The sequence below is a fragment of the Rossellomorea arthrocnemi genome (assembly GCF_904424705.1).
Taxonomy (GTDB): domain Bacteria; phylum Bacillota; class Bacilli; order Bacillales; family Bacillaceae_B; genus Rossellomorea; species Rossellomorea arthrocnemi.
In genome coordinates this window covers 118912-131120 of the sequence record NZ_CAJGBF010000007.1, presented here as the reverse complement: position 1 = coordinate 131120, position 12209 = coordinate 118912, and the positions used below count along the sequence as shown (strand labels likewise).

Below are 12209 nucleotides of genomic sequence, written 5' to 3'. Positions count from 1 at the left end.
TGACGAATAGTCAACCCGGCTTTTTCATGTTAATGCAAGCTTCAAACTGTTCTGAGCTTCCATCACTGTTTGAACCTGCTTTTCATGGTAGCCATAAAGAAGTAAAATCACGTTTGTATAAACGGCTTTAAATCGTGCGTATTCCAATTCGATCTCTTCTACCTGTCCATATTCATTTAAAAATTGTTCCCTTCCTCTTGGAGTGAGAAAACTGTATATAAGATTTAAATCGATGGCTCGATGACCAAGGTGTACATCCCCCCAATCGAGAATCCCTGATAAGACGCCATCTTTGTTCACCACGATATTTTTACAGTGAAGATCGCCATGTACTAAAGTGGTTTCATGGGGCAAGGACTTTTGGGGTAAGTGCTGAAGATATCTCTCCAATTCTCCCACCTGTTCAAACAGGTCGAACTCCTTGATTTCATCCGTATTTTTCTTCAGGATCACCTGGCGCTTCCCAACATCCAAGCGAGCCAGCTCATCGTAAGGTACTTCTTGTTTTTTTGCTTCTATCACATTCACTCCATGAAGATTTTTAAGAAACCGGGCCATTTTGATGGCAGACTCCCCATCTCTTACTACAGAGTCCGCCTCGGGTGGAATCCTTCCCTTCACAAAACGATATCCGAGAAAGGGCCATTTATATTGATGAGATGGATTTCCGAAATAGGCCGGAACCGGAATCTGAAGATACGGACCGCACCCTTCAAGGAGTGGCAGGAGCTTCCCTTCTGTTTCTAATAGTCTTACAGCGATCTCCCGCCTTGGAAACCGAAAAATCCAATCGTTATTTACTTTCATTACCGTATTGTCAAAACCATAATCAATGATTTCGATGTCAGCAGGGATTAATTCTGGAAACTGAGACTCAATTAATTTTTTAGCCATACAGGTGGTGACAGCTACCTCTGCATCCCATAGATGTGCCATATTTACCACACCTTTCTCAAGTGTTATCTTTTGTAGAACCTAAACTTTATGTGATAAGTTTCAAGTAATCGAAAAAATCCAACCGAAATTCAAGGAGGAATGTTTATGTTACCTGAAACACAGCAGCAGATTCAATTAGTTTCCCGCCCTGAAGGAATGCCTGTAAAGGAGGACTTCCTGTACAAGGAAATAGAAGTGCCAAAACCCTCTAAAGGAGAAGTATTGGTAAAGACTCTTTACCTTTCCGTGGACCCTTACATGCGAGGACGAATGTCGGATGCAAAGTCGTATGTAGCTCCGTTTCAATTAAATGAAGCGTTGGCTGGAGGAGCAGTTGGAGAAATCGTGGAATCAGAATCTGAACACTTCCAAAAAGGGGAGTTCGTAGTAGGTATGCTCCCATGGCAGGAGTATTCCCTTGCAAATGAGAAAGAGGTCCGTTCAATCGATCCGAATGTGGCCCCCATCTCCACACACTTAAGCATACTTGGAATGACGGGACTGACTGCATATTTCGGATTAATGGACATCGGGCAGCCGAAAGAAGGCGAAACCGTGGTTGTTTCCGGCGCTGCAGGTGCAGTTGGCTCCGTGGTCGGTCAAATCGCCAAGATTCAAGGAGCCCGGGTTATCGGGATTGCAGGCTCTGATGAAAAAGTCAGCTATCTGACCGACACACTCGGATTCGATGCAGGAATCAATTACAAAACAACGGACAATATCTATAAAGCGTTAAAAGAAGCATGCCCGGACGGCATCGACGTATACTTTGAAAATGTAGGTGGTGAAATTGGTGACGCTGCCTTCAGTTTACTAAATAAACATGCCCGTGTACCAGTGTGCGGGGCGATTTCTTCCTATAACAAAACAGATCGCGACCTTGGCCCCCGCGTTCAAACGAAACTGATTAAATCGAGCGCGCTCATGAAAGGCTTTGTCGTCAACGACTACAGTGAACGCTTCAAAGAAGGGGCAACCGAGCTTGGCCAGTGGCTGTCCCAAGGAAAACTTCAATACGAAGAAACCATCACAGAAGGCCTCGACAACGTAACCGACGCCTTCCTCGGACTCTTCCAAGGCAAAAACATCGGCAAACAACTCGTCAAAATCGCCGACCCAAGCAAATAACAGACGAGGGACGGACCTCCATTTCCACACCCAAAACCCTGATATATCAATGTTCAGGTATGTGTGAGGGAGGTCCGTCCCTCTTTCCTTTGCACACTATGATGTTTACTCCTCCCCTTTGAACGGGAAAAGAGGAAGATACGTGATGAAACAGTTTAAGAGGAGGAGTAATGGTGAATAGGTATCAGTTATATATCAATGGAGAGTTTGTTGACAGTACTTCAAATGAGACGATGGATGTCATTAATCCTGCGAATGAGGAGGCGATTTCTTCCATACAATTAGGGACGGAAGAGGATGTCAACCAAGCAATCGAATCAGCACATACGGCTTTCCTTTCATGGAATAAGGTTCCGTCGAAGGAACGTGCTTCTTATTTATATAAAATTGCCGACAAATTGGAAGAGCAAAAAGAAAAGTTTGTTCAGTTGCTGACGGAAGAAAACGGGAAGACATTGGATGCCTCTGAGGGAGAGCTTGACTTTGCCATCGAGTATTTCCGCTACATGGCAGGATGGGCGCTCCGTTACGAAGGCGAAATCCTGGAGAGTGAACGGTCAAACGAGAACATCCTTGTTTATAAAAAACCCATCGGGGTCGTCGCAGGAATTGTGCCCTGGAACTTCCCTATGTTCATCCTTGCCAGAAAAGTGGCCCCGGCGATCGTAACAGGTTGTACCGTTGTTCTGAAACCAAGTCAACATACACCGAATACCGCATGTGAGTTTGCTAAAATCATAGATGAAGTAGGTCTGCCTAAGGGGATCTTCAACCTAGTTACAGGGAAAGGATCTGATATCGGGAGTCCGATGTCCAGCCATCCTAAAGTACGAATGGTGTCCATGACGGGAAGTTATCCAGCAGGTTCAAAAGTGATGGAAGCAGCATCAAAATCCATCACGAAAGTTAACCTGGAACTTGGCGGAAAAGCTCCGGCCATCGTTACGAAGCATGCAAACATTGATCTCGCCGTCGAAAAAATCAAGACATCCAGAATCACAAACTCCGGTCAGGCATGCACCAATGCCGAACGGGTATATGTACATGAGGATGTGGCAGAAGAATTCATCAGTAAAATGACGGATGTAATGAAAAATACAACTGTCGGAGATCCAACAAATCGTGATAACGAAATAGGACCCCTTGTGAATAAAGACCGACTGGAGACCGTGACAGAAATGGTCAACACCGCTGTCAAAAACGGAGCAAAAGTCCTTACAGGCGGGAAACCGGTTAACGTAGAGAAAGGCTACTATTATGAGCCTACTATTCTTGTCGATGTGAAGCAGAATATGGACATTATCCAGGAAGAAATATTCGGTCCGGTCCTGCCGATCATGACGTACAAGGATTTCGACGAAGTGATCGAGCTTGCAAATGATACAGAATATGGTCTTTCCTCTTCGATCTTCAGTGAGAACCTTCATGAAATTATGAGAGCCGCAAACGAGCTTCAATACGGGGAAACCTTCGTCAATCGCGAAAATTTCGAAGCCATCAATGGGTTCCATGCCGGCCGGGGCCAATCAGGAATCGGTGGTGCAGACGGGAAACACGGACTGAACGAGTACCTTGAAACACATGTTGTTTATCTGGAATACGATGAAAACTACAAGAGTTAACAAAACGGAAACGAGGCTGGGACAAAAGGGTTTCAGATAAAGAAAAATCCGAACGAGTGATTTAATAAAAATCTAACTCGTTCGGATTTTATATTTTTGGTGCAAAGCTTAATCCATGTATTAAGCACGTTCTAGCTATTGATTGGAAGTGCAAGACGAAGACCCCTGCGGGAAAAGCAGAATAGGTGAGACCACACAGGAACGTCACACGAGGAAAGCGAAGTCTTGCACGGAAATCAAAAGCGGTGTAACACGTAATTTTATTGTTCGTCTTTAGAATGTATAGATTTAGTTATATCCCACCCTCGTTTCTTTATGTATTTACTCCAACAAAAAAAAGCCCTACTCAGACATTAGGACTTTTCAAATCAATTACATTCATTATGAGATAATAAAGAAATTTGCTAAAGCAATTAATAATAGAATAATAGCAACACCTGAACTCATCCAAAGAATATCGTTAAAATCCATCTTCATATCAACGAGTTTATCTTTATTTAGCAACGGACTTCACTTCCTTTAAGATTTTCAATAAAACCGATGACTTTAAATAGGGATAGATCCATTTTAGGATCGGTCGATGAAGAGCAATTCGAACACTCTATCTGACTTACATTTATCGTCGAACGGAACTCATTCGCACAACGAGTACACTCCAGTATATGTAAATCCTTCGTTTTACCTTTACGATCAAATTGAATGCGCTCTCTACCCTGGTTAATATAGCTCATCATTTTCTCTCCCGTCGAATGTTATTTAATACATATTTACCCGATGTAAAGAACATAAAACCCGATTTATCTGATTTCTTACAGAAATATGGTATCGCGGCACATTGACCAATTCGCACTATGCTACAATTCATATATAACCTTACTGAAAGGAGGCAGTGCTATGTTCAATCAACCTGCCGGCTTTTGGATACGACTCGGAGCCGGAATTGCCAATGGATTCTTCATCAATCTCCCTCTCCTTGTGATATTCGCTATTGTGACGGATGAATTTAACGCGGACGATCCCATCGTTTCGTTTATCATGTTTCTCTACTTCTTATTAACACCCGTCTTCTGGAAAGGGTACGACGTAGGAAAAAAGACCATGGGCATTCGGATTGTAAAAAAAGATGGAAGCAACGTACATATCGGAAATATGTTAATGCGCAATGTGGCAGCAGGAATTTTTTATATGATAACATTTGGAATAGGTGTGCTTGTCAGCGCTCTTTTCGTGATCTTTCGCGAGGATAAACGTTCCATCCACGACTTCATGGCCGGCACCTATGTGACTAAAATGACGCCGGAGGAAATGGCGGGCTATTTAGAAATGTAAAAAACCAGCCGAGGCTGGTTTTTTACAATCGTTTCTCCATAAAATGCTGACTCTGTCCCTTCGGAAAATCCTTCAGCACCCCAAACTCTTTATACCCCAGCTTTTTATAAAAATGAGGCGCCTGAAAGCTGAACGTATCCAGCTTAACGAGGTGACACCCCTTTTCTCTTGCATACTCCTCTACTTGTTGAATTAATTTCGCACCATAGCCTCCTTGCCGATACTCCTCTGACACCCAAAGAAAATCAACGTGAAGATGATGCCAGAACATTTCCCCAGTTACTCCCCCAACGACTTCACCTTTCTCATTCCTCATGACAAAACTGACCTTTTCAAGTGGTGTCTTCGTTTCGTCATCAATCTGGGACATATTGTACTCGATTACCTTTTTGCGTATGTAATCACTATCTTCCTGAATCCATTGTTTCTTGATTTCCATCTTTATCACTCCTCTATCACTCTATTCTTCCTTAACATAGATTCCCAGTCAATTCCCTTTATTTGCAAAAAGATGTTTAAACAGGGGCTCAACCGTTTATATGAAAAGTAAGCATTCTATAAGGAGGAGTTCCATGTCTTTAAATAAAACAATGAGTGTTCTGGAAAATTTATACTTACAGAAGCCGGATAAATTATTAACGATCTACTTAAATACCGACCGCAGCGACCCGGATCAGCAGGGTGGAGAATGGAAGATCGCCCTCAAGAACGGGTTCAACCGCCTTGAAGAATACCTTGAAAGCGCACCGGAGGAAAAAGAAAGACTCCAAACCATCCGCCTAAAAGTGGAAAACTACGTTCACAGCCTGGAACGTGAGCTGCCCAGGAGCTTCATCATCTTCGCTTCAGCCGACAGTGGTATATGGGAAACGTTCGAACTTCAGGTGCCGGTTGACACGAATTTCTATTGGGAGGAGAACCCTCATCTCGGTCAACTGAAAGCTCTCCATAACGAATATCCTTATACAGGTCTCGTGCTTCTTCAGCAAAATCAAATCAAAATCCTCACTTCTGTATTCGGGGAAATTCAGTCCAGTGAATTCATGGAGTTCGATTTAGAGACCGATGACTGGCGTAAGTACGAAGGTCCGCATCATGCAGATGTCAGCATGGGAAGCGGCGGTGGAAAAGCCAATCAGCAGGAAGAATTCGAAAATCGATTGAAAGCGAATCAACAGCGCTGGTGGAAAAGTCTCGGCAGCATCCTTGACAAAAAAGCAGCCGATGAAAAATGGGAACGGATCGTCCTCGTTGGCGACAAGGAAGAAGCAGCAGTTTTGGAAGCCAGCATGAATAAAGAAGTTCATGAAACGATCGGGAAAAACCTGTTGAATGAGAATGAGCATAAAGTGGTGGAGAAATTGCTTGCATAAATAATCTTATTAGCCAGCCCCCGTCTTCCAAAAGACGGGGGCTCTTTCTGGTTGAAAAATGGAACTCATCATCCCTCAAAACAGGCACACACTACACCATCCTTCATACACTAAAAGAAGGAGGTGTGTGTCCGTGCTTTCACGTATAAAATGGTTGTCCTTTTCAATTGAATTATTTTTGGCAGTTCCTATCTTTGGTAATATTGCCGGAGAATCAATTCCTTTTCTCCTCTGTTTAATAGCTCTGTGGCATGCAAGCGTATTGTATATTTCCAAGTCGGAAGATCAGCCGATCCTCGGAAGCATCCTTGGTATCCTTGCTTCCTTCCTGAACTTCTTCCCGATTATCCGGTTGATTGCCCATGCGATCACTGCAATTGTACTTATCTTTGAAATTCAGAAGGCTCCCGGAATGGAATGATTCAGGGAAAAGGATGATCCTCATAATGAAGATCATCCTTTTTTATTGTTCTCTTTCGAAAGAAACCTTTAGTGAAAAGAAATGGATTTTATTCACAAAAAAAAAGCAAAGTCTTCTCCAGACTCTGCCGTTTACAATTCGATTTCCCATTCTTCCACCAACATCAAGTACAAGAGAAGAAGTGTATCTTCAAGTTCTTTATACGTCATGCCTTCCATATCGATTCCCAGTTTCGGAAACAGAATATCGGCCAACTTTTTACTCAGTTGATTACGTTCTGTAAGGGGAAGCTGAGAGAATCGATTCGCGTATGTTTTCACCAGGTTCCATTCCTTTGCACCGATTTGCTTCAAAGTCCAATCTTCAACTGACAGGTCTTCTTTTCGCAGACCCCTCTGGCGAATTTCTTTTTCGATGGCTTTCTCTTTCTTCTTTCCTTTGACCCGACGTTCATGCACGACGATGGTTCCTGCCACGATGTCCCCCAGCCTTTTATGCTTGGAATGAAGGAAGATCATGATCATTCCGAGAAAATAGGAAACGGGCAACATATCGATGATTCTTAATAGATTCCGGATGAAACAGGATAAAAGTGTTATACTGTGACCGTTCTCCTGCATCACACGGATGCCCAATAAGCGTTTACCTACCGTTTTCCCACCCCAGAAGTATTCAAGGGCAAAGAAATATCCCCAGTTCAATACAAAAAGGGCGATGATGGCGATTCCCCAAAGGGTTGAATTAATTTCAAACCTATACCACGCAAATAGGCTGTTGTCACCAGTGGTAGCGAAAACCAGGATCACCACAATCAACATGTTCATGATACCCAGGATGATTTGATCGATCAAGAGGGCTGCGGCACGGCTCCCTAAACCTGCCGGTTGAAATTGCAGGGAAACATATTCGGGGGTCCTGATATCGACTTGTCCTTCTTGCATGTCTATTCCCTCCTTTTGGATGAATTTACCTTTAATGGTTTCTATTTTTTTCTAAACTTACTATAATAAGAGGTAAGAAATCAAAAGAACAAGTAGGTGTCACAATGAATGTGAAGCAATTTGTCAAACAGCACCGGGACGATTGGAAGGCGCTTGAGGACCTCCTCGGAACCCTTCGTAAAAGGAAGAATATGACGGGAACGTCCATTGACCAGTTCAATCGCCACTATCAAAAGGCATCCCAGAATTTATCGTACAGCCAGACCTATTTTCCCGATGAAGAGGTGACAGATTATTTAAACGGCCTCGTGTCGAAATCTCATAATCTCTTATACAAAGATCAAATCTCCAGCGGAAAACAGGTCAGGCATTTTTTCTCCACCACATTTATCGGTCTGCTTCTCGAGCAGTGGACATTCGTTCTCCTGGCAATGCTATTATTTACAATCGGAGCACTTGGCGCCTTTCTTTCCGTTGTGAATGATCCCCTGCACCTTTATTCCATTCTACCACCAGAAATGTCCCAGGGAGTGGATCCGGGGAACCTGGGAAAAAGTGATGGGCAGGTGGATTCTTCCATCATGTCAGCAGGCATCATGACCAATAATATCAAAGTGGCCTTTCTCGCATTTGCAGGCGGTGTCACATTTGGTTTAGTAACGGTATATATGCTGGTATATAACGGGATCATTGTCGGCGCCCTTGCAGCCGTCTTCTGGCATCAGGGTATGAGCTACGAATTCTGGGCATATATAGTGCCCCACGGAATGATTGAACTTACGGCGATATTTATTGCCGGTGGTGCAGGCTTGCTGATGGGCTATAAGCTATTTGTCCCTGGACGCTTCACAAGGGGGTATCAATTGAAGGAACAGGCAAAACGTTCTGTCCAGCTTCTCCTTGGAACGATACCTTTATTTGTCATCGCCGGGATCATCGAAGGCTTCATTACACCGGCTGCAATTCCACTTCCTGCAAAGTATATGGTCGCATTGTTGACGGTCTTTGGCCTGATTCTCTATATGATCATCGGAAAGCTTCGCCTAAACAGAATGATTCTACACTAAACCCCGGTTCATCATATCGATATAATACGAAACGGCCGTCGTTGCCAGTTTCTCTTCACGTGCCTCCACCATCAGGAGGCCCTGTTTTTCCCACTTGGCTTTCTCCCTCTTTTTGACGAGCATCTGTTTCTGAGCCATACTCTTCATCATCGCCCGTACTTCATCGACTGGCTCCACTTTGATTTGTTTCACCAACCTATCATCTTCTATTCCTATCATTAAAAAGAGATGCTGTCTTCTTAAACGCTGAAGATAATAAAGCGCATTATCCTCATGGAGGAATGTATGGATGTCACTGAATAACAGCAGCAGACTCCGTTTCTTCTGCATCGTCTGGACATAGTGAAGGACCGCTGCGTAATTGGATTCCGCCGCGTCTACTTCAAGATTATAAATGCGGTGAAGAATGGTCTGCAGATGGGCCATCCCTTTCGCTGGGGGAATATAGACCTTCACTTTCTTACTGAAAGCGATGACCGACACATAGTCCCCGTTCTGTAGGGCTGCCGCCGTAACGGTCAGAGCAGCTTCAAGGGATTTTTCCAGACGGTTTCCCTTTTTCAGTTCGGCCCCCATCATTCTTCCGCAATCAATCAGGATCGTAATATACTTTCCATGCTCAGGTTCGTATTCATTCGTCATCACTTCCCTGAGCTTTGCCGTTTGACGCCAATTGATCTTTCGCGGATCGTCCCCGACCACGTAATTCCTGATTTTCGAAAACTCCCCTGCTCCACTCTGCTGCTTTCGGATTTTCACCCCTTCATACAGTAAAAACCGCTGGGCATCTTCCAAAACCTTTCTCGTTTCCGTGAGATCGGGGATGACTTTCACCTTATCCATTGTTTCCACTGTTTTTTGCTTTTCCCATAACCCCAGTGAGCTCCAGTAGCGGAAATAGAGCCTGGTTAACTGATAGTCCCCTCGTACAGGTGTCACCACATGATAGGAGTGACTCCCTGTTGATAGACCTGCAACATTCCCTCCGAGTGGGAAAGTTGTTTGAAAACTTTGGGGTGTCCCGTCTAAGAGACGGTACGATAGATCCCGTTGAGATGTGTTATTTATCTTCAACTCAACCGTGTAATCAAGCCCTCTTTCCATTTGATCTGGAATGCTCCGCTTTACCTCCACACTCTTATTAGCAGGGGAGAACATTAAATCAATGAGACTCAACCCGAGAAAGAAAGCATTTAAGCTAAAAATCCACATCCATGACAACCCAATCAACGCCCCCGTTAAAAGGAGGCCTGAAAAGCACACATAAACGATCAATAACCGGGATGTCGGTAAAATACCCTTATCTTGGAACAGTAATCGACCCAATAAGCTCCTGGATGACTTGGTCAATGGTCAGTCCCTCCAATTCTACGTGCGGGGATAACTGTACGCGATGCCTAAGCGCCGGCCTTGCCACCATCTTGATATCGTCCGGGGTGACATATTCCCGTCCTGACAGATAGGCCCACGCCCTTCCCGCTTTCCCGATCGAGATGGCTGCCCTTGTACTCGCACCGAATCGAATCGACTCGGTTTCCCGGGTCTTCCTTACAATTTGCATGATGTAATCTAATACAGCGTCGCTCAGCGTTACTTCCCCGATTTCCCTCCTGATCATTAGGAAGGTTTCAATGTCGAGGACCGCCCCCACCTCACTCCGGTCAACATGATTCTCGATCACCTGTTTTAAGACTGATTTCTCTTCCTCAAATGAAGGAAAGTCAATATCAAGCTTGAACAGGAATCGATCCTGCTGTGCTTCAGGAAGGGGATAGGTTCCTTCGAATTCAATCGGATTTTGTGTTGCCACCACAAAGAATACCTCTTCAAGGGGATACGTCGACCCTTGGATCGTGACCTGCTTCTCCTCCATGGCTTCAAGTAAGGCGGCCTGGGTCTTCGCCGGAGTCCGATTGATTTCATCCGCCAGAAGAACATTGGTAAAGATCGGCCCTTTGATCGTTTGGAAGCTGCTGTCCTTCATGTTGTAAATCGTACTTCCTGTTATATCACTCGGCAACAGGTCCGGGGTGAATTGAATGCGGTTAAAGCTTCCCCCAAGCAAACGTGACAGAGTCTTCACCATCTGAGTCTTTCCAGTGCCGGGTACCCCTTCAATCAACACATGTCCTCCTGCCAGAATGGAAGACAACAAGAGTTTAAGATTCGTTCCCTGCCCTACGATACGCTCTTCAAATTTCTCCATTAAGGATGTGATTTCTGGTTTCAACGATCCTCCACCTCTTTCCTGAATAATTCAAACCTTTTCGACCACAACACATATTCCTGCTTGCTGATTCGTTCTTTCCTTAACATACTTTTCATTTCCGTTAAAAAGGAATCGAGTTCCTTTTCCGATACGGTGTGCAGTCTCCGTACCAGTGGTTCCTTAAGGTCCACCCACTCTTTACTCACCGGGAGCCCCCACCGTTCTTGAAACAGAAGTCTTACATAATCAGATTGGATCAACAGGGAGGCCTTGTATTGTTTTCCTTTCAAATACCATGCTGAGAGAGCCTTGATACGCTCATCACTGAACCGCACCATCTCTTCCCGGGGGACGAGAATGCCTCCGAACCGCTTCCCCTTCATCCAAAGTCCCAAAAGAGTGAAGATGATTAATTGGAGGAGAATCAACAATAACCATTGAGGGTAAAGAGTCGAGAGGGATGCCTGACTTTCTCCTCCGTGGAGATATTCATCCATCAGAATCGGTCCCTCTTCTGCTCCTCCGTTTTTTAACAGAAGGAGAATCATGGAAAGATGATCCTTTTCAAGGATGTTCCCATTCATCATCCACGCCGGTGTGGTGGAGACAATCAATTGACCCTTCCCTATCTCAGACTTGTAGGCAATCGTGCCCGCCTCATCATCCAATAGAATCGTATCTCCATCTCCTTCTTTCAACCTGACGTTTGATAACATATCGGCTTTATATGTATTACCCTCTCTATCACGGATACGAATAGGCGTTGAGTCATTTCCTATGACTTCCGTCTTCGTATGGAACATCCCTTTTGGATTATCTTTAAACAGGAGGATTGTATTCCCCCGTCTTATGAAATCCTCGTACTTCTCCATATCTTTTTCTTCCGGAATCGAAAACGGCTCTGCCATAATCAAGAGCTGACCTGATTCTTTTTTTGACAGCCGGTCTGGTGAAAAAGTCCAGCGTCGAACCGATTCCCCTTCACTATCTAAATAGGTGTAAAGAGCTTTCACCCCTGTAGGAGAGGGGGATTCGGATACATAGGCCGGATACTCCTTCAGCTCCTCCGGTGAAAGAAAGACTCCGATCCCGATGAATAACCCAAGAAGACCCAGTAGCCAAATCCACGCTTTGATAGTTGACTTCAATGCTCTTTCCTCCCTCCTTTCTCTCAAACTGCCCG

The 12209-nt window shown here is 44.5% G+C and carries 13 protein-coding genes; 6 read left to right on the top strand and 7 right to left on the bottom strand.

All coding sequences use genetic code 11. The features are described 5' to 3' along the window. Positions 1-24: 24 nt before the first annotated feature. Positions 25-936 (bottom strand): phosphotransferase, encoded by a 912-nt coding sequence (locus BAA9072_RS11835; RefSeq protein WP_201714880.1) that lies wholly within the window; start codon positions 934-936, stop codon positions 25-27. Positions 937-1041: 105 nt separating this feature from the next. Here BAA9072_RS11835 and BAA9072_RS11830 point away from each other — a divergent pair, with 105 nt between their 5' ends. Beyond that, positions 1042-2064, top strand: a complete 1023-nt coding sequence (locus BAA9072_RS11830) for an NADP-dependent oxidoreductase (RefSeq protein ID WP_201714879.1) — start codon at positions 1042-1044, stop codon at positions 2062-2064. A 170-nt stretch (positions 2065-2234) separates the two neighbouring features. Further along, positions 2235-3686, top strand: a complete 1452-nt coding sequence (aldA, locus tag BAA9072_RS11825) for an aldehyde dehydrogenase (protein ID WP_330999290.1) — start codon at positions 2235-2237, stop codon at positions 3684-3686. A gap of 497 nt (positions 3687-4183) precedes the next feature. On the opposite strand, the gene BAA9072_RS11820 is transcribed toward aldA, so the two are convergent. Then, positions 4184-4420, bottom strand: coding sequence for a hypothetical protein (locus BAA9072_RS11820; protein WP_201714878.1), 237 nt, complete (start codon positions 4418-4420; stop codon positions 4184-4186). Positions 4421-4580: 160 nt separating this feature from the next. On the opposite strand from BAA9072_RS11820, the gene BAA9072_RS11815 reads away from it, so the two are divergent. Next, positions 4581-5015 carry an RDD family protein gene (locus BAA9072_RS11815; RefSeq protein ID WP_201714877.1) on the top strand — a complete coding sequence of 145 codons (435 nt, stop codon included), beginning with the start codon at positions 4581-4583 and terminating at the stop codon, positions 5013-5015. 22 nt (positions 5016-5037) lie between these two features. Here BAA9072_RS11815 and BAA9072_RS11810 read toward each other — a convergent pair whose 3' ends face one another. Then, a complete protein-coding gene (locus BAA9072_RS11810; protein ID WP_201714876.1) occupies positions 5038-5454 on the bottom strand; it encodes a GNAT family N-acetyltransferase in 417 nt (138 codons plus the stop codon). 133 nt (positions 5455-5587) lie between these two features. On the opposite strand from BAA9072_RS11810, the gene BAA9072_RS11805 reads away from it, so the two are divergent. After that, complete coding sequence (locus BAA9072_RS11805; protein ID WP_201714875.1) at positions 5588-6388, top strand: VLRF1 family aeRF1-type release factor; 801 nt, start codon at positions 5588-5590, stop codon at positions 6386-6388. 133 nt (positions 6389-6521) lie between these two features. Next, positions 6522-6809 (top strand): hypothetical protein, encoded by a 288-nt coding sequence (locus BAA9072_RS11800; protein WP_201714874.1) that lies wholly within the window; start codon positions 6522-6524, stop codon positions 6807-6809. A 131-nt stretch (positions 6810-6940) separates the two neighbouring features. On the opposite strand, the gene BAA9072_RS11795 is transcribed toward BAA9072_RS11800, so the two are convergent. Next, positions 6941-7750: an RDD family protein gene (locus tag BAA9072_RS11795; RefSeq protein ID WP_201714873.1), complete on the bottom strand. Its 810-nt coding sequence runs from the start codon at positions 7748-7750 to the stop codon at positions 6941-6943. 104 nt (positions 7751-7854) lie between these two features. On the opposite strand from BAA9072_RS11795, the gene BAA9072_RS11790 reads away from it, so the two are divergent. Continuing rightward, positions 7855-8817, top strand: coding sequence for a stage II sporulation protein M (locus BAA9072_RS11790; RefSeq protein ID WP_201714872.1), 963 nt, complete (start codon positions 7855-7857; stop codon positions 8815-8817). Here BAA9072_RS11790 and BAA9072_RS11785 read toward each other — a convergent pair. The 3 genes from BAA9072_RS11785 to BAA9072_RS11775 are packed head-to-tail and all read right to left on the bottom strand — an operon-like array spanning position 8809 to position 12174. Further along, the gene (locus BAA9072_RS11785; protein ID WP_230980840.1) at positions 8809-10167 is read right to left on the bottom strand and encodes a DUF58 domain-containing protein; all 1359 of its coding nucleotides are present in this window, start codon (positions 10165-10167) and stop codon (positions 8809-8811) included. The two genes, BAA9072_RS11790 and BAA9072_RS11785, sit on opposite strands and share 9 nt — an antisense overlap. Beyond that, the gene (locus BAA9072_RS11780) at positions 10118-11047 is read right to left on the bottom strand and encodes an AAA family ATPase (RefSeq protein WP_201714871.1); all 930 of its coding nucleotides are present in this window, start codon (positions 11045-11047) and stop codon (positions 10118-10120) included. The genes BAA9072_RS11785 and BAA9072_RS11780 overlap by 50 nt, the downstream gene beginning before the upstream one ends. Further along, positions 11044-12174, bottom strand: a complete 1131-nt coding sequence (locus BAA9072_RS11775; RefSeq protein WP_201714870.1) for a DUF4350 domain-containing protein — start codon at positions 12172-12174, stop codon at positions 11044-11046. The genes BAA9072_RS11780 and BAA9072_RS11775 overlap by 4 nt, the downstream gene beginning before the upstream one ends. Positions 12175-12209 lie beyond the last annotated feature (35 nt).